This is a genomic window from Zoogloea sp., from assembly GCF_041904905.1.
Classification (GTDB): Bacteria; Pseudomonadota; Gammaproteobacteria; order Burkholderiales; family Rhodocyclaceae; genus Zoogloea.
Genome location: NZ_JAYRMI010000047.1, coordinates 1 through 19,116, shown reverse-complemented (window position 1 = coordinate 19,116; position 19,116 = coordinate 1). Strand labels below are relative to the sequence as shown.

17 protein-coding genes are annotated in these 19,116 nt (G+C 70.1%); 8 read left to right on the top strand and 9 right to left on the bottom strand.

The genetic code is table 11. The features are described from left to right. Positions 1 to 81 precede the first annotated feature (81 nt). The 4 genes from xth to ACE3N6_RS13095 all read left to right on the top strand — a co-directional run bounded on the left by xth (position 82) and on the right by ACE3N6_RS13095 (position 2,780). Positions 82 to 840: an exodeoxyribonuclease III gene (xth, locus tag ACE3N6_RS13110; protein ID WP_374246222.1), complete on the top strand. Its 759-nt coding sequence runs from the start codon at positions 82 to 84 to the stop codon at positions 838 to 840. A 3-nt stretch (positions 841 to 843) separates the two neighbouring features. Further along, complete coding sequence (locus ACE3N6_RS13105; protein ID WP_374246221.1) at positions 844 to 1,506, top strand: Crp/Fnr family transcriptional regulator; 663 nt, start codon at positions 844 to 846, stop codon at positions 1,504 to 1,506. Between the two features lie 98 nt (positions 1,507 to 1,604). Further along, complete coding sequence (locus ACE3N6_RS13100; protein WP_374246220.1) at positions 1,605 to 1,796, top strand: DUF2892 domain-containing protein; 192 nt, start codon at positions 1,605 to 1,607, stop codon at positions 1,794 to 1,796. A gap of 207 nt (positions 1,797 to 2,003) precedes the next feature. Further along, positions 2,004 to 2,780: a YdiY family protein gene (locus tag ACE3N6_RS13095; RefSeq protein ID WP_374246219.1), complete on the top strand. Its 777-nt coding sequence runs from the start codon at positions 2,004 to 2,006 to the stop codon at positions 2,778 to 2,780. Between the two features lie 45 nt (positions 2,781 to 2,825). Here ACE3N6_RS13095 and ACE3N6_RS13090 read toward each other — a convergent pair whose 3' ends face one another. The 9 genes from ACE3N6_RS13090 to ACE3N6_RS13050 form a co-directional block, all read right to left on the bottom strand. Beyond that, positions 2,826 to 4,250: a TolC family protein gene (locus ACE3N6_RS13090; RefSeq protein ID WP_374246234.1), complete on the bottom strand. Its 1,425-nt coding sequence runs from the start codon at positions 4,248 to 4,250 to the stop codon at positions 2,826 to 2,828. Beyond that, a complete protein-coding gene (locus ACE3N6_RS13085) occupies positions 4,250 to 6,412 on the bottom strand; it encodes a peptidase domain-containing ABC transporter (protein WP_374246218.1) in 2,163 nt (720 codons plus the stop codon). The genes ACE3N6_RS13090 and ACE3N6_RS13085 overlap by 1 nt, the downstream gene beginning before the upstream one ends. A gap of 25 nt (positions 6,413 to 6,437) precedes the next feature. Next, positions 6,438 to 7,703: an HlyD family secretion protein gene (locus ACE3N6_RS13080; protein WP_374246217.1), complete on the bottom strand. Its 1,266-nt coding sequence runs from the start codon at positions 7,701 to 7,703 to the stop codon at positions 6,438 to 6,440. A gap of 216 nt (positions 7,704 to 7,919) precedes the next feature. Continuing rightward, the gene (locus ACE3N6_RS13075; RefSeq protein WP_374246216.1) at positions 7,920 to 8,126 is read right to left on the bottom strand and encodes a hypothetical protein; all 207 of its coding nucleotides are present in this window, start codon (positions 8,124 to 8,126) and stop codon (positions 7,920 to 7,922) included. Between the two features lie 212 nt (positions 8,127 to 8,338). After that, a complete protein-coding gene (rsmA, locus tag ACE3N6_RS13070; protein WP_374246215.1) occupies positions 8,339 to 9,130 on the bottom strand; it encodes a 16S rRNA (adenine(1518)-N(6)/adenine(1519)-N(6))-dimethyltransferase RsmA in 792 nt (263 codons plus the stop codon). A gap of 47 nt (positions 9,131 to 9,177) precedes the next feature. Then, positions 9,178 to 10,056, bottom strand: a complete 879-nt coding sequence (locus ACE3N6_RS13065) for a patatin-like phospholipase family protein (RefSeq protein ID WP_374246214.1) — start codon at positions 10,054 to 10,056, stop codon at positions 9,178 to 9,180. Further along, entirely contained in the window at positions 10,053 to 11,036 is a 984-nt protein-coding gene (pdxA, locus tag ACE3N6_RS13060) for a 4-hydroxythreonine-4-phosphate dehydrogenase PdxA (protein ID WP_374246213.1), read from the bottom strand. The genes ACE3N6_RS13065 and pdxA overlap by 4 nt, the downstream gene beginning before the upstream one ends. A 123-nt stretch (positions 11,037 to 11,159) precedes the next feature. After that, positions 11,160 to 12,455, bottom strand: coding sequence for a peptidylprolyl isomerase (locus ACE3N6_RS13055; protein ID WP_374246212.1), 1,296 nt, complete (start codon positions 12,453 to 12,455; stop codon positions 11,160 to 11,162). 17 nt (positions 12,456 to 12,472) lie between these two features. Next, positions 12,473 to 14,965 (bottom strand): LPS-assembly protein LptD, encoded by a 2,493-nt coding sequence (locus ACE3N6_RS13050; RefSeq protein ID WP_374246211.1) that lies wholly within the window; start codon positions 14,963 to 14,965, stop codon positions 12,473 to 12,475. 81 nt (positions 14,966 to 15,046) lie between these two features. Between ACE3N6_RS13050 and ACE3N6_RS13045 the strand changes: the two genes are divergently transcribed. The 4 genes from ACE3N6_RS13045 to ACE3N6_RS13030 all read left to right on the top strand — a co-directional run. Next, entirely contained in the window at positions 15,047 to 16,045 is a 999-nt protein-coding gene (locus tag ACE3N6_RS13045) for an aminoglycoside phosphotransferase family protein (protein ID WP_374246210.1), read from the top strand. A 19-nt stretch (positions 16,046 to 16,064) separates the two neighbouring features. Next, the gene (gene murU, locus ACE3N6_RS13040; protein WP_374246233.1) at positions 16,065 to 16,781 is read left to right on the top strand and encodes an N-acetylmuramate alpha-1-phosphate uridylyltransferase MurU; all 717 of its coding nucleotides are present in this window, start codon (positions 16,065 to 16,067) and stop codon (positions 16,779 to 16,781) included. Positions 16,782 to 16,788: 7 nt separating this feature from the next. Beyond that, complete coding sequence (gene pepP, locus ACE3N6_RS13035) at positions 16,789 to 18,105, top strand: Xaa-Pro aminopeptidase (RefSeq protein WP_374246209.1); 1,317 nt, start codon at positions 16,789 to 16,791, stop codon at positions 18,103 to 18,105. Between the two features lie 102 nt (positions 18,106 to 18,207). Beyond that, positions 18,208 to 19,116: FAD-dependent monooxygenase (locus ACE3N6_RS13030; protein WP_374246208.1), on the top strand; the 909-nt coding region annotated here is incomplete at its 3' end.

Below are 19,116 nucleotides of genomic sequence, written 5' to 3'. Positions count from 1 at the left end.
TCAGCGATTGTGTAGCTAAGAGCGTAGCTAACAGCAAAACTAAAACGCGAAACCCGCTCCACTACTGGATTTCAAGCCCCCATGAAGATCGCCACCTGGAACGTCAACTCCCTCAAGGTCCGTCTGCCCCATGTGCTCGACTGGCTGGCGGCCAATCAGCCGGACGCCCTGTGCCTTCAAGAACTCAAGTGCGAGAACAAGGCCTTTCCGCTGGCCGAGATCGAGGCCGCCGGCTATCGGGCCCAGTTCAACGGCCAGAAGACCTACAACGGCGTGGCCATCCTCAGCCGCCAGCCGCTGGCCGACGTGAGCTTCGACATCCCCGGCTTTGCCGACGAGCAGAAGCGCATCGTCGCCGGCACGCTGGATGGCGTGCGCATCGTGTGCGGCTACTTCCCCAACGGGCAGGCGGTGGGCTCCGACAAGTTCGCCTACAAGATGGCCTGGCTCGAAGCCCTCACCGGCTGGCTGCGCACCGAGCTGCAGGCCACCCCCCGGCTGGTGCTGGCCGGCGACTACAACATCGCCCCCGAAGACCGCGACGCCCACCCCGACTGGGAGCACGAGATCCACGTCTCGGAGCCCGAGCGCGACGCCTTCAAGGCGCTGCTGGGGCTGGGCCTCGTCGACGCCTTCCGGCTCTTCGAGCAGCCGGAAAAGAGCTTCTCGTGGTGGGATTACCGGATGATGGCCTTCCGCCGCAACGTCGGGCTGCGCATCGACCACCTGCTGGTGTCGCCGCCGCTGGCCGAAAAATGCACCGCCTGCGTGGTGGACCGGGCCCCACGCAAGCTCGAACGACCGTCCGATCACGCCCCGGTGATCGTCGAGTTCGCCTGAGCCATGCCCACCGACGCCCTGCCGGCCACGCTGCCCGCCCTCTACCCGATCCTCGCCGCGCTACCCGCGGCTGCCCGCCAGCGTCTGGCCGAGCGCGCCCGCAGGATGCAGCTCCCGCCCGGCACCCCGGTGTTCGACGAGCGCCAGTCGTGCCAGGGCTTCCCCTTCGTGATCGACGGCAGCATCCGGGTCGTCAAGGCCGCCCCCAACGGGCGCGAGCTGCCGCTCTACCGGGTCGCCCCGGGCGAAACCTGCGTCATCTCGTCGGCCTGCCTGCTGGGCCACACGCCCTACAACGCCCGCGGCATCACCGAGACCGACACCACCCTGCTGGTGCTGCCCACCGCGGATTTTCAAGCCCTGCTGGCCGAGCCGGCCTTCCGGGATTTCGTGTTCCAGCTGTTCTCCGAGCGCATCGCCGATCTGATGCAGCTGATCGAGGAGGTGGCCTTCCGCAAGCTCGACCAGCGCCTCGCCGCGCTGCTGCTGGGCAAGGGCCAGCGCCTGCACACCACCCACCAGCAGCTGGCCGACGAGCTGGGCAGCGTGCGCGAGATCGTCTCGCGGCTGCTCAAGAACTTCGCCGCCCAGGGCCTCGTGGCCCTGTCGCGGGAGCAGATCGAGATCCTCGACCCGGCCGGGCTGCGCCGGCTGGCCGGCGGCTGATCCGCCACCCGGCGGCTATGTAACCTTGGTTACAGACGCCTCCATCGGCAAATGCTGAAATACGCCCACTCGACAAACCAGTGCGCCAGGAGGCCATCATGAAAACGAACGTGGGCGGTATCGACAAGGTTTTGCGGATTGGCGCCGGTGTGGCGCTGGTGGCCTGGGCGGCCCTCGGCGGCCCGACGTGGGCGTGGATCGGCGTCGTGCCGCTGGCCACCGGCCTCACCGGCTTCTGCCCACTGTACCCGCTGCTGGGCATGAACACCTGCCCGCTGAAGAAGGACTGAAGCCCGGCCCGGCGGCCTGGGCGGCCCCGACCGACAACCCGGCCCGCCGCTGGCGCAGCCGGGTTTTTTAACGGCATTTAACAGCAGCTAGCCGTGGTTTCTGCAAACTTTTGTTGGCATCACAGAAGTTGGCACGGCGGAGCTTGCGCTCGCTCCTATCCTGCGACGTCCCATTTCGGGCTCAACTCGCAAGAAAGGATAACAAAAATGAGCAAAATCTCCGTTTTCTGTATCGCTTCGCTGCTGGCCTGCGGCAGCGCCTTTGCCGATGCCCCGCCGGCCGACGGCCAGTGGCGCGGCGCGGGTGGCGCCGGCATGTCGATGTCCACCGGCAACGCCCGCAACAGCAGCCTGAACCTGGTGGTGGACGCGGCCCGCGTCACCGCCGTGGACAAGCTGTCGGTGTATGGTCAGGCCCTCTTCGCCCAGTCGAAGAAGAACGACGACGACACCACCACCACCGCCAACATGTGGCGCGCCGGCACCCGCTACGACCACAACCTGAACGAGCGCGTGTTTGGCTTCGGCGGCCTCGACCTGGAACACGACCAGCTCAAGCACCTCAGCCTGCGCGGCGTGCTGAGCGGCGGCCTGGGCTACCACGTCATCAAGAACGCCGACACCACCTGGGACGTCTTCGGCGGTGTGGCCTACAAGCTGGACCGCTACATGTCGCCGGGCGTCGTCATCGACAACGACAGCCGTCGCACCTACAGCAGCCCCGAGCTGATCCTCGGCGAGGAATCGACCCACCGCCTCACCGAGACCACCAGCTTCCGCCAGCGCCTGGTGCTGTTCCCCAACCTGCGCGACACCGGCGAATACCGCGCGATCTTCGACGCGGGCCTGGCCGTGGCCATGAACAAGACGATGAACCTGACGCTCAGCTTCCAGGATCGTTACGACAGCCTCGCCACGTCTCCGGCCAAGCAGAACGACACCCTGTTCATCGCCGGCGTGAACGTGAAGTTCGGCGCCCAGTAAGCGGCGCCCCCCTGCGTGCCGCCCGCCCGGGTGGCACGCCCGCCCTCAGCGCACGCTCCAGAACCCGATCCGCCCCAAGCTGGCAGCCAGCCGCAGCCGCGTCGCGCGCCAGGTGGCCAGAGTGTTGATGCGCTGCTGGGCGGCGTCGGCCATCGCCCGCTGGGCCTCCAGCAGTTCGAGGGTCGACCCCACCCCGGCCTTGAAGCGCCCCTGGGCCACCTCCAGCGACTGGGTGGCGTAGCCCAGCAGCTTCTCGGTGCTGCCCAGGGCCTGGGTCTCGCTCTGCAGGGACTGCCACGCCTGCCACACCTCCAGCGCCACTTTCTGTTCCACGCTCTGCAGATCCGCCGACGCCAGATCGAACTCGGCCTTCGCCGCGCGGGTCTGGTAATGCCGCGAAAAGCCGTCGAAGATCGGCACCGCGAGCTGCAGCGCCACGCTGCGGTCGCGCTGGGCGATGTCGGGCAGGTCGGCGCTGTAGTCGCGCCCGGTGTGGCTGCGGCTGGCGGCCACGCTGAGGGTGGGCAGATAGGCGCGCTCGGCCACCGCGATGCGCGAGCGGGCCGCCGCCAGCCGGGCCCGGGCGGCGGCGAGTTCGGGGTGGGCAGCCTGAGCCAGCTCGAGCATCTCGCCCACGTCCTTGACGAAGGCGGTGTCGGGCAGGCGGGCGTCGTCGGCATCCACCGCCAGCGGGCGATCCGGCGCTTCGCCGATGGCCACCGCCAGCCGGCCGCGGGCGTTGGCCAGCGTGCCTTCGGCCCGCACCCGGGCCAGCACGGCCTGGGCGAAGGCGGTCTGGGTCTGCAGCTTGGAGGTGAGGTCGCCCACCCCGGCGGCGTGCTTGGCTTCGGCGGCCATGAAGCTCTGCAGGTTGATGCGCTCCACCTCCCGGGCCACGGCCAGCTCGCCCTGGGCGCTGAGGAGGGCGAAGTAGGCGTTGGCGGCGTCGAGGAACACCGTCTGCACGCCCAGGTTCTGGCTGGCGACGGCGGCCAGCAGGGTCTGGCGGGCGCTCTCCACGTTGGCCTCGCGCTGGCCGAAGTCGAAGAGGTTCCAGGCCAGCTCGAACTGGCCGACCCGGCTGGTGCTGTCGTTGCGGGCGGTGGTGCCGCCCTGGGCCACGGTCTGGCCGGCGCGAGCCTGGGAGAGCGTGGCGTTGATGGTCGGCAAGTAGGCCGCCCGCGCCGCGCCCAGCCGGGCCGCCTGGAGCTGGCTCTCGGCCCACGCCGCGCGGGTGCGCGGGTCGCGGCACAGGGCCCGCTTGACCGCCTCGGCCAGGCTGATGGTGCCGCCCGCGGCCGGCGCCGGCAGCGGCCCCGGGCAGGCCGGGCCACCCACCAGCCCGGCGTCCAGCGGCAGCTGCCCGGGCGGTGCCACGGCGGCCAGCTCGCCGCGACTGCCCAGCGGGTCGAAGGCCGCCGCACCGCTCACCCCGGCGGCCAGGGTCAAGGCCAGCACGAGGCGGCGCATCACGAGGCCCCCGCCACCGCCGGCGCGGCGGCCTGCCGGGCCAGCAGCTCGGCGATGGTCATGTCCTCCACCACCTTGCCGCCGTGCAGGGCCACCACCCGCTCGGCGCTGAGGATGGTCTCGGGCCGGTGGGCGATGAGGATTCGGGTGAGGTTGAGGGACTGGATGGCCTGGTTCACCGCCTGCTCCTTCTCCACATCCAGGTGGCTGGTGGCTTCGTCGAGGATCAGGATGCGCGGCCGCTTGTAGAGCGCCCGGGCCAGGAACAGGCGCTGCTTCTGCCCGCCGGAGAGCACCGTGCCCATGTCGCCCACCAGGGTGTTGTAGCCCATGGGCAGGGCGGCGATCTCGTCGTGCACCTGGGCCATGCGGGCGCATTCCTCGATGCGGGCGCGGTCGGGCGCCGGGTCGAAGAAGCAGATGTTGTCGGCGATGGAGCCGGCGAACAGGGTGTCGTCCTGCATCACCGTACCCACCAGGGCGCGCATGGCCTCGCCGCCGCTCTGCCGCAGGCTGGCGTCGCCGATCAGCACGTCGCCCTCGGCAGGGGGGAACACGCCCAGGATGAGGTTGATGAGGGTGGTCTTGCCGCAGCCCGAGGGGCCGACGAAGGCCACCGACTGGCCCGGCGGGATGGTCAGGTCGATGCCGTCCACCACCCACGGGTCGGTCTCGGCGTAGCGGAAGCGCACGCCCTGCAGGCGGATCGCCGGCACCGGCGCGGTGGGGGCGGTGGCCACCGGCGCGGCGGCAAGCTCGGGCTTGGTAAGCACGATGTCGGCCAGCCGCTCGCCCTGCAGGCGCAGCATGCGCAGCTCGAAGTATTTCTCGATGAGGCCGGCGATGCGGGCGTCGAACTGATCCTTGTAGGCCTTGAAGGCCATCAGCACGCCCACCGTCATCGCCCCGTCGAGGGTGAGCCGGGCGCCCATCCACAGCACGGCGACGCCGACCAGCCCGAACAGCAGCCCGTTGGTGGTCTGGAAGGCGATGGACAGGCGCTGGGTGCGCACCCCGGCATTGACCTGCTCCACCACCAGCCCGAGCCAGCTGGAGCGCCGCTCGTTCTGGCGCTGGAACAGCTTCACCGCCTTGATCCCGCGCACCGTCTCGAGGAAGTGCGTCTGCTGGCTGGCGTGATGGACGATCTCCTGCTCGGTGGCCAGCCGCAGCGGGCGGAACCACAGCGCGCGGATCAGCGCGTAGGCCACCATCGCCCCCACTGCCAGCCAGGCCAGCGGCGGGCTGTAGATGAACATCATCACCAGCGTGACCGCCGACATTAGCCCGTCGATCAGCGCCGAAAAGAAGGACGCGGTGAGCTTGGACTGGATCTCGTCCACCGCCCCGAAGCGCGACACGATGTCGCCCAGGTGGCGCCGCTCGAAGTAGGCCACCGGCAGCCGCACCAGGTGGGCGAACACGTTGGTGCGCCACTGCAGGCTGAGGTTGGTGCCGATGTGCAGCAGGATCCACGAACGCAGCGCCCCGAAAATCTGCTGGACGATGAGCAGCAGCCCGAAGCCCAGCGCGAGGGTGGTGAGCAGGTCGCGGTCGGCCGACACCAGCACGTGGTCGATCACCCACTGCAGGTAAAACGGGCTGACCAGGGCGAAGATCTCCAGCGCCACCGCCAGCGCCAGCACCTGGGCGCCGGCCCCCAGCAGGCCATCCACGCGGCCGATCAGATCCCGGAAGCGGATCGCCGGCGGCGGCGCGGAGGGCCGGAACTCGGCCGACGGCCACAGCTCCAGGGCCACGCCGGTAAAGCTGCGCGAAGTCTCGTCCAGGCTCACCCGGCGCAGCCCGCTGGCCGGGTCGTGGATCAGCAGCCCGCGGCGGGTCACCTTCTTCAGCACCACGAAGTGGTTGAGGTTCCAGTGCAGGATGCACGGCGTGCGCAGCTGGTCCAGGTCTTCCAGATCCAGCCGCAGCGGCCGGCTGGCCAGCCCCAGGGCATTGGCGATGCCGATCAGCTGGCCCAGGGTGGCGCCGTGCTGGGAGATGGAGAACTGGCGCCGCAGCTGGGCCAGATCGGTGCGCCGGCCGTGGTAGCCGGCCACCATCCCCAGGCAGGCCAGGCCGCACTCGGTGGCTTCGGTTTGCAGGATGACCGGCAGGCTGCGGCCAAGGAAAGGGGGCAGGCTCGGGATCAGGGGCATGGGCGAAGGGGACTGGAGGACGGCGTCACAGCTTGCCGGTGATGCTGAGGAGGGGTTCGAGCACCCATTCGTAGAGCTTGCGACGCTCCTGCATGATGTCGGCCTGCAGCTGCATGCCCACCTGCAGCGGGCGGGCCTCGCCGTAGGCCTGGATGGTCTGGGCGTCGAGGTCGGCGGTGATGCGATACACCGGCTCGGCGCTGGCCGCCTCGCCCGCCAGCCCGAGGGCCGACAGCTCCTGGCCCGACAGGGACACCCGCGCCACCTGGGCCACCCGGCCGGGCAGGTGGCCGAACTTCTGGTAGGGATAGGGGTCGAGGCGGATCATCACCCGGTCGCCCTCGCGCACGAAGCCCACCGCCTTGCTGGGGGCAAACAGGTAGGCCTGGAGGCGCCCGCCCGGCGGCACGATGGAGACCACCGGCCGGCTGCCATCGACGCTGTGGCCCACCTCGGCGGTGACCGCGGTGGCCACCCCGTCCCGCGGGGCCACCACCAGCACCTGACGGCGCAGTTCGCTCTCGACCAGCTCCTGGTCGGTGCTCGACAGGCTGCGGCGCAGCTCGGAAATCTGCTTCGACTGCTCCAGCGGCAGCCGCGCCAGCTCGCCCCGCAGCAGGGTGAGTTCGCGCTGCACGTTGAGGCGGTCGCGCTCCAGGGCCTGGAGCCGCGAGCGCTGGTCGATCAGGTCGGCCTCGCGCAGCTGCACCTGTTCGGCGGCGATGTAGTCCTTGTCCAGCAGGCCCTTGTAGCGGCGCAGGGTGTCCTCGGCCAGCGCCACCCGGTTCTTCTGGCCGTCGATGGACTGGGCGATCACGCGCAGCTCGGCATCGAAGGCGGCCTCCTTGCGCTGCAGGCCGGTGCGCTGCTCGACCTGCAGGGATTCGGTCTTGCCCAGCTCGGCGCGCAGGCTGTTGCGGCGCGCGGTGACCTGCTCCGAGATGCCGGCCAGCCCGCCGGAGGCCGCGTCGCTCTTGCGGTCGAGGGACAGCACGTAAAGCACGTCGCCCTGGCGCACCGCCTGACCTTCGCGCACCCGCTTCTCGATCACCACCCCGGCCTCGCGGGGGTAGACCTTCGACCAGCCTCCCGCGGGCAGCAGCTGGCCGGGCACCGTGGCGCGCTTGGTGTAGCTGCCGAAGGCAAACAGCGCGATCAAGGCCGCGCCGCAGGCGATGGCGATCAGCGCGAAGAGCGCGAAGGAGAGCGGCTGGGCCAGCACCACCGGCCCCAGCCAGTTGGTGCGCTGGGCCTCCAGGGTCTCGGTTCGGAACAGGGTGTCGTCGTTCAAGGGGGTGCGCTGCCGGAGATGTCCAGGAGCGGCAGGATGACAGCCCGTGTCGGGGCAGGCGAAGAACCATTCCGCAAGGAACGGCACCCGGCGGCCCGAAACGTGAAAAATACCCTGCCGGCAGAAATGGCGAAGGGCCACCGCGAGAACCGGGGTGACCCACCGGAGCCGTCATCCCGTCAGACGGGAGGCCGGCTCACTTGCGCGAAGCGCAGATCAGCAGCCGTACTTCGGCGTGGTCTGGCAGGGGGTCGGCGCCGGCTGGCAGGGAGTCGGAGCCGGCTGGTAGCAGGAGTAAGTGGGCTTCTGGTAGGAGAAGCAGCTGAACAGGCCGGAGAACCAGCTGGTCAGGCCGCCGAGCAGGCAGAAGGTGCCACCGGAGACGTTCTGGACTTCCTTGGCGGACAGTTCGCGAATAGCCATTTTGAGACCTCACTAGGGTTAATTGAAGTGAAATTTTTTCGCCGGCCCGGCGGCTTGCACCGCACGGAACCGACACCTTCAATCTATTCGCCCCCTGCCCCCGAAGCCGTGATGAATTCACGCCCCAGGCAGCCGATTTTTCAAATTTGACAGCAATTAAAAAATCGACAGACAAAAACAGCTCGAAAGATAAATTTTCTGACTTTTTGCCGTCAGACAGCTTTACCCGCCACGTGATTGGCGATCCGCACGAAATCCTCCACGCTCAAGCGCTCGCCGCGCAGGCCGGGGTCGATGCCCAGCGCGGTGAAATCCCCTTCGTCCAGGAAATCCCGCAGGGTGTTGCGCAGGGTCTTGCGGCGCTGGCCGAAGGCGGCGGTGACGATCTTGCCCAGCAGCGCGTAGTCGGACGCGGTGCACTCGGACGCGGGCCGCGGCACCATCCGCACGATGCTCGACATCACCTTGGGCGCCGGCCGGAAGGCGCCCGGCGGCACGTCGAACAGCCGCGCCATGTTGAAGCGGTACTGGAGCATCACCGACAGGCGGCCGTACTCCTCGGTGCCGGGCTCGCCCACCATGCGCATCACCACCTCCTTCTGGAGCATGAAGGTCATGTCCTTCACCCGGTCGGCAAACTCGGCCAGGTGAAACAGGATGGGGGTGGAGATGTTGTAGGGCAGGTTGCCCACCACGCGCAGGGGCGCGCCGTCCGGCACCAGGCTGGCGAAGTCGAACTTCAGCGCGTCGCCCTCGTGGATGGTCAGCCGCTCGGGCGGGTGGGTGGTCTTGAGCCGCGCGATCAGGTCGCGGTCGATCTCCACCACGTGCAGGTGGCCCAGGGCTTCCATCAGCGGCTCGGTCATCGCGCCCAGGCCCGGGCCGATCTCGACGATGCGCTCGCCCTCCCTCGGGCGGATCGCCTCGATGATCTTGCGGATGATGTTGGGGTCGGACAGGAAGTTCTGGCCAAAGCGCTTGCGCGCCTGATGTTGCTCGCTCATCCGGGTTCCTTCCGGTGTGGTTGTGCGGCCCGCAGCGGGCAGCGGTGTCAGTTTCTGCGTTCCCAGGCGGCGATGGCGTCGCGCACCCGCGGCACGGCGGCAAAGCCGGCCTTCTCGCCTTCGAGGATCGCCTCGTGGCGCTGCTGGAAGTTGGTGGCCGGCAGGCCGCGCAGCTCGGGGCGGATCACGATGTCGGCGGCGCTGAGTTCGTGCTTGCCGAGCGCGCCGCCCATGATCGAGATGGTGTCGAGGAGCAGATCCAGCGTGCCCTGGTTGCGCTTGCCGCTGGGGCGCGAGGAGATGTCGACGGCGATCACGAGGTCGGCGCCCAGGCCGCGCGCCTCGCGGGCCGGGATGGGCGCCACCAGCCCGCCATCCACGTATTCGCGCCCGCCGATGACGACCGGCGGAAACACGCCGGGGATCGACGACGAGGCGCGCACCGCAGTGCCGGTGTTGCCGCGCTGGAAGACGATGGGCTCGCCGCTCGCCAGATCGGTGGCCACCGCGGCGAAGCGGCGCTTGAGGCCATCGATGGGCCGGTTACCCACGCTGGCGTTGATGAACTGCTCCAGCCGCTCGCCTTTGATGACGCCCCGGTCGAACAGGCTCCAGTCGGTGACGGCGGCTTCGTCCAGCTGGATCGCCAGCTTCTGCAGCTCGAAGGGCCCGTGGCCGGCGGCGTAGAGGGCGCCCACCACCGAGCCGGCGCTGGTGCCCACCACCATGTCGGGGACGATGCCGCTGGTCTCCAGCGCCTTGATGACCCCGATGTGGGCAAAGCCGCGCGCCGCGCCACCGCCCAGGGCCAGCGCGATCTTCGGCTTGCGGGCCGTCCGGGGCTCGGGCTTGACGGCCGGGGCGCCGCAGGCGGCGAGGCCCAGCGCCGCCAGCCCACCGACGAGCAGACGCCGACGCGCGCTCATCGCCGGCTCCGGCTGGCGGCCATCGAGATGGCCAGTTCGACCGCGGCGAACAGGCTGCCCGGATCGGCGCGGCCGGAGCCGGCGAGATCGAGCGCGGTACCGTGGTCGACGGAGGTGCGGATGATCGGCAGGCCCAGGGTGACATTGACGCCGCCGCCAAAGCTGGCGTGCTTGAGCACCGGCAGGCCCTGGTCGTGGAACATCGCCAGCACCGCGTCGCCCTGCCGCAGGGTGTGGGGCACGAACAGGGTGTCGGCGGGCAGCGGGCCGACGAGCTGCATGCCTTCGGCGCGCAGCTGCTCGAGCACCGGGATGAGGGTGTCGATCTCCTCGGTGCCCATGTGGCCGCCCTCGCCCGCGTGGGGGTTGAGCCCGGCCACCAGGATGCGCGGCGCCGGCAGGCCGAAGTAGGCGACCAGATCGGCGTGGAGGATGCGCAGGGTGTCGGTGAGGAGCGGCCGGGTGATCGCGGCGGCCACGTCCTTCAGCGGCAGGTGGGTGGTGGCGAGGGCCACGCGCATGCCGCCGCCCACCAGCATCATCACCACCAGCGGCGTGCCGGTGGCTTCGGCGAGGTATTCGGTGTGGCCCGAGAAGGGCACGCCGGCGTCGCAGACGATGCCCTTGTGCACCGGCGCGGTGACCATGCCGGCGAACTCGCCCGACTTGCAGCCGGCGATGGCCCGGTCGAGGATGTCGAGCACGTAACGGCCGTTGGCGGCGTCGAGCTGGCCGGGGGTGGCCGGGCGGGCCAGGGGCAGGTGGAGCACTTCGATGGCGCCGGGCCGGGGGCTGCCGCCGGGCTGGTAATCGATCACATCGACGGAAGGCTCGACGGCATGGACGCGGGCGGCGATCAGGGCCCGGTCGCCCAGCACGACCAGCCGGGCGGGCCATTCGCGCCGCGGCAGGGCGGCGCAGAGGTCGGGACCGACGCCGGCGGGCTCGCCGCTGGTGATGGCCAGGATGGGGAGGGTCATGGCAGTGCGGTTCAGGGTTGGCGCTTCAAGGGTTCGGGGGCTTCAAGGCAAAGGGCTGGCGCCTGGGCCAGCCCTTGTCCGGGTGTCGCTCGCGGGCGGCCGCGCGAGGCCGCCGCGCCGGATTTATTTGTCTTCCAGCCGGTATTCCACGTAGGCCCTGTCGCGCAGCTGGCGCAGCCAGTCCTGGAAGGCTTCGTCGGACTTGCGCTCGCGCAGGGCGTTGCGGGCGGCGGCGCGCTTGCGCTCGTCGGAGACATCCTGCACCCGGCGTTCCTCGACGAGGATCAGGTGCCAGCCGAAGGGCGACTTGACGGGCTGGCTGAGTTCGCCGGGCTTGAGGGCGTCCATGGCCTGCTCGAACTCGGGCACGGTGTCGCCGGGGTAGATCCAGCCCAGGTCGCCGCCCTTGGCCGCGGAGATGTCGGCAGAGTGCTGGCGGGCCAGATCGGCGAAGCTGGCCCCGCCTTGCGCCACCCGCTCGCGCAGGTCGGTGAGGCGGCGCCGGGCGTCGGCGTCGGACACCACCTCGCTGGTCTTGATGAGGATGTGGCGGGCATGGGTCTGCTGCACCTGGGCGGGCGGCGCGGCTTCGCTGCCGCCCTTGCGCTCGAGCACCTTGACGATGTGGAAGCCGGCCGCGCTGCGCAGGATCGGGGTGACCTCGCCCGGACGCAGCTTGGCCACCGATTCGGCGAACAGGCCGGGCAGGCGCTCGGCGCTGCGCCAGCCGATGTTGCCGCCGGAAAGGGCGTCCGGCGCGTCGGAGTAGCTGGCGGCGAGCTTGTCGAAGGCTTCGCCCCGGGCGATGCGGGCGGCCACGTCTTCGGCCTTGGCGCGCAGGCGGGCGAGCTGTTCGGGGCTGGCGCCTTCGGGGGCGCGGAACAGGATGTGGGCGAGGTTGTATTCGGCCTGCCCGACGACGTTCTCGGGGTGGGACAGGAAGTTGCTCACCTCGGCGTCGGACACCACGATGCGGCTCTCGACCTCGCGCTCGCGCACCCGGCCCAGCAGGATCTCGTTGCGCACCTCTTCGCGGAAGCGCTCCCAGGCGATGCCGTCCCGCTCCAGCGCCTTGCGGAAGTCGGTCATGGAGAGCTTGTTGTTGTCGGCGATGCGGCCCAGGGCGCGCTCGAGGGTGATGTCGTCCACCCGCAGGGAGGTTTCGTTGGCGAGCTGGATCTGCAGGCGTTCGACGATCTGGCGTTCGAGCACCTGGCGTTCGAGCACCTCGGCCGGCGGCAGGGGCGTGCCCTGGCGGTTAAGCTGGCGGGTGACCTGCTCGACCCGCTGGCGCAGCTCGGACTTGGTGATCACCTCGCTGTTGACGACCGCCACGATGCGGTCCACCTCGACCGGGCCGGCTGCCAGCGAGGCATGGGCGAACAGGGACGCTGCGATCAGGGTAGCGATGAGTTTCATGGGGTTGGGGTGGTCTTTCAGAATTCGTCGTCGTCACTGGCGACGTAGGGCGTTGCACCGTCGTTGATCTTCCCATATCCGGGCACGTTGCGCTTGAGCATGGAGAGCGGGCTGGAGCCGATGCTGCCGGCGCCGTTGAACTCAAGCTGGAAGAAGAACGAGCGGTTCACGTCGGTGGAGGTGGTGACGAGCTGCTGCACCACGCCCCGGAACACCCAGCAGCCGGCGTTGTACTCGACCCCGGCGATGCCCTGGGTGAGCCGGTGGTCGCGCAGGTTGCGGTTGTAGCGGCCGACGCCGTACCAGTTGCCCCACAGCGGCCACTGGCCGGAGATGTCCAGATCGCGGAAGCCGTCGGGCGACTTGGGGTCGGTGGAGTAGTTGTGCTTGTAGCGCCAGTTGACCGACACCGCCCGGGCGTAAGCCGGCTGGAAGCGCACGCCGACATTGAAGCGCTCGGTCCAGTTGTCCCGCGGGTTGTACTGCCACGCGGTGTCGAACTGGAACTTGGGCATGAAGGTGGCGCTGAAGGCGGCCAGCAGGTCGGCCTGCTTGCCGGTGCGCATCGGCGCGCCGTCGTAGAGCCCGACGCGCTGATCCACCAGATAGTAGCGCTGGCCCAGGGCGGCCCGCACGGTCTCGGCGCCGGTGGTGGGGTCGATCAGCCGGCTCTGCAGCGCGGTGGTGACCTGGTTGGCGTTGGAGATGCGGTCGCCGCCGGTGTAGACGTTCTCGGCGAAGATCTGCGCGAAGTTGAAATCGTAGAAGCCGGAGTCGAAGTTGGGGATCTTCGACTGGTCGGTGTAGGGCACGTAGAGGTAGTACACCCGCGGCTCGAGGGTCTGGATGAAATCCCGGCCGCCGAAGCTGGCGTCGCGCTCGAAGGTTACGCCGGAATCCACCGACACGATGGGCAGCGAGCGGGACTGGGCGGTGTCGCCGGTGGCGGTGCCGCGGTAGTCGATGTCGTAGCGGGTGGCGTGCACCCCCACCTTGGGCGTGATGTAGAAGGCCGAAGTCTGCAGGGGCAGCGACAGCTGCGGGTAGAGGGTGAGGCGGCGGCCTTCGGTCTGGGTGGGGTGCGAGAAGGAGACGAACTCGCTGGCCAGATGGAAGGTGGTGCCGCCGGGCAGCTCGGGCCGCAGGGCGTTGAGGGTGAGCTGGGGCAGCCGCTTGTAGGGCTCGGTGCGCACCCCGGTGAGGGTGTCGGGCAGGGTCTGGAAGGACTGCAGCAGCGCACCGGCGTTCCACCAGCCCCCGCCGCTGTAGCTCAGGCTGGCCTGGCGCGGAATATTGACCTGGGAGGTGAGCGCCAGCCGGGTGGAAAGATCGGTGAAGTACTTCGGGTCGGAAATGCCCCCGAAGTTGATGTTGCCCTGCCAGCCGTCGCCGAAGTTGTGGTCGTGGCGGATCGTGCCGGCGTAGCGGCTGCGCTGCTCGACCTGGTCGTTGGGCAGGTACTCGAGGTAGGTGATGCCCCGGTAGGCCGGCGTGACGTAGCGCGCCTCGTTGCGCACCTGCAGGCCGCGCAGGCCCATGTAGCGCAGGGTGAGGGTGTCGTCGTAGTTGGGCGCCAGGTTGAAGTAGTAGGGCACCGACAGATCGACGCCGACCTTGTTGGAGGTGCCGAAGGTGGGCGACAGCACGCCCGAGCGGCGCGAATCCGACAGGGGGAAGTCGGCCCACGGCAGATAGCCCAGGGGCAGGCCCTTGAACACCAGGGTGCCGCCCTTGGCCTCGCCCACCTCCCGGTCGTAGTCGAGCTGCAGCTCGTTGGCGCGGACGTACCAGTCGGGGCGCTCGGGCTTGCAGCTGGTCCAGGTGCCGTTGAAGAAGCGGAACTGGTTCTCGCCTTCGAGTTCCAGGCGCTCGGCCGACCCGTGCCCGGTGATGGGCTGCTGGCTGCGCGGCACCGTCTGGCCGGGCAGCAGGATCTGCCCCGGCGGGATGGGGCGGCCCGGGCGGCTGATGACGTACTCGGGGGCGTCGAAGGTGCCGACCTGCTCCTCGACCTTCGTGCGCATGTGGGGGCCGCTCATGGTGTCGCCACCGCGGCTCACGCGGACGTTGCCGGTGGCCTCCACCTCGTCGGTGAGTTCGAAGTAGTGCAGCTTGTCGCCCTGGAAGCGGGTGTTGTCGCGCTGCAGCTCGGCGGCGCCTTCGGCCACCGCGTCCACGTCCTGGAGGCCCGACACCTTGTCGCCGGTGATGACCGTGGTGCCCGGCTTGAGGGGCTGGACGGGCGCCGGTGCGGGCGGCATGCCGCGGGCCACCCGACCCGGCGGCTGAGGCTTGTCGGCCGCCCGGGGCGCCTTGACGACGGCACCGGCGGCCGGCCTGGCTGCCACCGCGGGCGCCGGCTCGACCGCCGCCGGCGCGGCCACGGGGGCCGGCGCGGGGCCAAGCAGCGCCGGCGACACGAAGAAGGGCGGAAGCGTCTCGGCGCCGGCGCGCCCCCACAAGGCGAACAGGGCGACGGACAGAAAGCGCAACTGGGTACGAGGTTTCATCCCGGGACAGGAACCAGCCGGCGAACCGACCGCATGGTTTGATAAACTGCACGATTTTACACGAACGCCTCGCCGACTCCCGTGGAACGACGCCAACAACTCCAGTCCTGGCTCGCCGCCGAATTTCCCGGCCGCGCCTTTGAAATCGCCCCGGCCAGCGCCGACGCCAGCTTCCGGCGCTACTTCCGGGTTACATCCGCTGACGATTCCACCCCCCTGATCGTCATGGACGCCCCGCCCGCCCACGAGGACTGCCGGCCTTACATCAAGGTGGCCGAGCTGTTCGGCGCCGCCGGCGTGCACGTGCCCCAGATCTACCGGCAGAACCTCGACCAGGGCTTCCTGCTCCTGTCCGATCTGGGCAGCACCACCTACCTGCAGGCCCTCACCAAGGACAACGCCCACAACCTCTACGCCGAGGCCCTGGGCGCGCTCATCTCCATCCAGCTTGCCAGCCGGCCCGGCGTGCTGCCGGTTTACAACCGCGAGCTGCTGATGCGCGAGCTGGAACTCTTCCCGGTGTGGTTCGTGGGCCGCCACAAGGGCGTCACCCTCACCGAGAAGCAGACCGCCGATCTGTACGACGTGTTCGACCGCATCGTCGACGTGAACCTCGCCGAGCCGCAGGTCTTCGTGCACCGCGACTACCACTGCCGCAACCTGATGGTGAGCACGCCCAACCCCGGCGTGCTGGATTTCCAGGACGCCGTCTACGGCCCCCTCACCTACGACCTCGCCTCCCTGTTCAAGGACGCCTACATCCACTGGGAAGAGGATTTCGTCCTCGACATGCTGGCCCGCTACTGGGAAACCGCCCGCCGCCTGGGCCTGCCGGTGCGCTCCGACTTCGCCGAGTTCCACCGCGACTTCGAATGGATGGGCGTGCAGCGCCACATCAAGGTGCTGGGCATCTTCGCGCGGCTTTACCACCGCGACGGCAAGGACGGCTACCTGAAGGACATGCCGCTGGTGATGCAATACCTGCGCAAGGCCTGCGAACGCTACGGCGAACTCAAGCCCCTGCTGCGCCTGCTGGAGCAGCTCGAACCCACCGTCACCGAAGTCGGCTACTCCTTCTGAGCGCCCCGCGATGAAAGCCATGATCCTGGCCGCCGGCCGCGGCGAACGCATGCGCCCCCTCACCGACACCTGCCCCAAGCCGCTCCTGGCGGCGGGCGGCAAGCCGCTGATCGTCTGGCACATCGAACGCCTCGCGGCCGCCGGGATCGACGGCCTCGTCATCAACCACGCCCACCTGGGGCAGATGATCGAGGACGCGCTGGGCGACGGCGCCCGCTTCGGCCTGCCCATCGCCTACTCGCCCGAAGCCACGGCGCTCGAGACCGCCGGCGGCATCGCCCGCGCCCTGCCGCGCCTGGGCAACGCGCCCTTCCTGGTGGTGAATGGCGACGTCTTCTGCGACGCCGACTTCGCCGCCCTCGTCCGGGTGGCGGAAGGCCTCGCAGCCGATGGCCCCCTCGCCCACCTGCTGCTGGTGCCAAGCCCCGCCCACCACCCCGCCGGCGACTTCGGCCTGCTGCCCGACGGCCACGTGGCGGACGACGGCCGCGGCGAGCGCCTCACCTTCTCGGGCATCGGCGCCTACCACCCGGCCCTGTTTGCCGGCGTCGATCCCGACCAGCCCGCCAAGCTCGCCCCGCTGCTGCGTGCCGCGATGGCCGCCGGCCGCGTCACCGGCGCCCGCCACGATGGCCGCTGGGTGGACGTAGGCACCCCCCAACGCCTCGCCGAACTCGACGCCAGCCTGCAAGCAGCCGGCGCCCACCCGGCCCACGCGACACAGCCCCCACGGTAACCGCCCCATGCCCGTAGACATCGCCCCCTTCCAGGCCCGCCGCGCGCGGCTGCTCGCCACCATGCAGGCCGCCGGTGGCGGCGTGGCGGTCATCCCCACGTCGCCCGAGCGCCATCGCAACCGCGACACCACCTACGCCTACCGCTTCGACAGCTACTTCTACTACCTCACCGCCTTCCGCGAGCCCGAGGCGGTGCTGGTGCTGGTGGCGGGCGACACGCCCCGGAGCATCCTGTTCTGCCGCACCAAGGACGTTGAACGCGAGATCTGGGACGGCTACCGCTTCGGCCCGGATGCCGCGAAGGACGCCTTCGGCTTCGACGAAGCCCGCCCCATCGACGAACTGGACGAACAACTCGGCCAGCTCCTCGCCAACCAGCCCGCGGTGTTCCACTCCATCGGCTACGAGCCCGAATGGGACCGCCGCATCGCCGACGCCCTCAACCGGGTGCGCGCCCAGGCCCGCACCGGCGCCCACGCCCCGGCCCAGATCCGCGACGTGCGCAGCCTGATCGACGACATGCGCCTCATCAAGGACGCCGCCGAGATCGCCACCCTGCGCCGCGCCGCCGACATCTCCGCCGGCGCCCACATCCGCGCCATGCGCGCCGCCCGCCCCGGCGCCTTCGAATACCAGATCGAAGCCGAGCTGATCCACGAGTTCCGCCACCACGGCAGCCAGGCCCCGGCCTACAGCTCCATCGTCGCCAGCGGCCCCAACGCCTGCGTGCTGCACTACGTCGAGAACGACCGCCAGCTGGCCGACGGCGACCTGCTGCTGATCGACGCCGGCTGCGAACTTGACGGCTACGCCTCCGACATCACCCGCAGCTTTCCGGTGAACGGCCGCTTCAGCGGGCCGCAGAAGGCCGTGTACGAGCTGGTGCTCGCCGCCCAGGCCGCCGCCATCGCCGAGATCCGCCCCGGCGCCAGCTGGAACGCCGGCCACGACGCCGCGGTGCGGGTGCTCGCCCAGGGCTATCTCGACCTGGGCCTCCTCACCGGCAGCCTCGACGGCGCGATCGAATCCGGCAGCTACCGCCAGTTCTACATGCACCGCACCGGCCACTGGCTGGGCCTGGACGTGCACGACGCGGGCGAATACAAGCAGGCCGGCGACTGGCGCACGCTGCAGGCCGGCAACGTGCTCACCGTCGAGCCCGGCACCTACATCCGCCCGGCCGACGACGTGCCCGAAGCCTTCTGGCACATCGGCATCCGCATCGAGGACGACGCCCTCGTCACCGACGCCGGCTGCGACATCCTCACCCACGCCACGCCCAAGACCGTGGCCGACATCGAAGCCATCATGGCCGAGCGCTGAAGCTGATGACGCCCCCGAAGCGCCTGCGGCGCCTGGGGGGCCGGCCGTGCACACGGAACCTCCTGCGCCTTCGGGCGGCACGCAGGGCACTGGAAGACTGAAATGAATCGACACGACATCGCCATCGTCGGCGCCGGCCCGGTCGGCATGACCCTCGCGCTGGCCCTCAAGGACGCCGGGCTCGACATCCTGCTGCTGGACGCCCGCGCCCGCGGCGCCGCCCGCCACGACCCGCGGGTGCTGGCCCTCTCCCACGGCACGCGGCTCACCCTGGAACGCCTGGGCATCTGGTCGCAGCTACCCGCCACGCCCATCGAGACCATCCACGTCTCCCAGCAGGGCGGGCTGGGCCGCACCGTGCTCGATGCCCGCGAATACGGCCAGCCGGCGCTGGGCTACGTGGTCGGCGCCGGCCCGCTGGCCGCCGCGCTGGACGACGCCCTCGCCACCGCCGGCATCCCGATCCGCAACCACGCGGCGGTCACCGGCCTTGCCCCCGGCGCCAACGACGCGATCCTCAGCCTCGCCGACGGCAGCGCCGTCTCCGCCCGCCTCGCCGCCTGCGCCGAGGGCCTCATCGACGCCGACGACGACGCCCCCCTCGTCGAGCGCGACTACGCCCAGCACGCGGTGATCTGCGTCGCCACCCCGGCCACCGGCCACGGCAACCGCGCCTGGGAACGCTTCACGCCGCAAGGCCCGCTGGCGGTGCTGCCCTGCGGCCACGACTGCGCCATCGTCCACACCGCCAGCCCGGCCGACGCCGACGCCCTGCTGGCCCTCGACGACGACGCCTACCTCGCGCGCCTGCAAAGCCACTTTGGCGACCGCCTGCGCTTTGCGTCGGTGGGCGAGCGGGCGCGCTACCCCCTCAAGCTGCGCTACCGGCCCGAGCCCGTCGGCCAGCGCACCGTGTGGCTTGGCAACGCCGCGCAAACCCTGCACCCGGTGGCCGGCCAGGGCTACAACCTCGCGCTGCGCGACGTGTGGGCCTGCGCCCAGGTCATCCTG

Coding starts and splice junctions, on each gene's coding strand:
- ACE3N6_RS13105 (WP_374246221.1), top strand. CDS start 844: ATGCCCACCGACGCCCTGCCGGCCACGCTGCCCGCCCTCTACCCGATC.
- pdxA (WP_374246213.1), bottom strand. CDS start 11,036: ATGACCCTCCCCATCCTGGCCATCACCAGCGGCGAGCCCGCCGGCGTC.
- rsmA (WP_374246215.1), bottom strand. CDS start 9,130: ATGAGCGAGCAACATCAGGCGCGCAAGCGCTTTGGCCAGAACTTCCTG.
- ACE3N6_RS13065 (WP_374246214.1), bottom strand. CDS start 10,056: ATGAGCGCGCGTCGGCGTCTGCTCGTCGGTGGGCTGGCGGCGCTGGGC.
- ACE3N6_RS13055 (WP_374246212.1), bottom strand. CDS start 12,455: ATGAAACTCATCGCTACCCTGATCGCAGCGTCCCTGTTCGCCCATGCC.
- xth (WP_374246222.1), top strand. CDS start 82: ATGAAGATCGCCACCTGGAACGTCAACTCCCTCAAGGTCCGTCTGCCC.
- ACE3N6_RS13050 (WP_374246211.1), bottom strand. CDS start 14,965: ATGAAACCTCGTACCCAGTTGCGCTTTCTGTCCGTCGCCCTGTTCGCC.
- ACE3N6_RS13090 (WP_374246234.1), bottom strand. CDS start 4,250: ATGCGCCGCCTCGTGCTGGCCTTGACCCTGGCCGCCGGGGTGAGCGGT.
- ACE3N6_RS13085 (WP_374246218.1), bottom strand. CDS start 6,412: ATGCCCCTGATCCCGAGCCTGCCCCCTTTCCTTGGCCGCAGCCTGCCG.
- pepP (WP_374246209.1), top strand. CDS start 16,789: ATGCCCGTAGACATCGCCCCCTTCCAGGCCCGCCGCGCGCGGCTGCTC.
- murU (WP_374246233.1), top strand. CDS start 16,065: ATGATCCTGGCCGCCGGCCGCGGCGAACGCATGCGCCCCCTCACCGAC.
- ACE3N6_RS13075 (WP_374246216.1), bottom strand. CDS start 8,126: ATGGCTATTCGCGAACTGTCCGCCAAGGAAGTCCAGAACGTCTCCGGT.
- ACE3N6_RS13095 (WP_374246219.1), top strand. CDS start 2,004: ATGAGCAAAATCTCCGTTTTCTGTATCGCTTCGCTGCTGGCCTGCGGC.
- ACE3N6_RS13100 (WP_374246220.1), top strand. CDS start 1,605: ATGAAAACGAACGTGGGCGGTATCGACAAGGTTTTGCGGATTGGCGCC.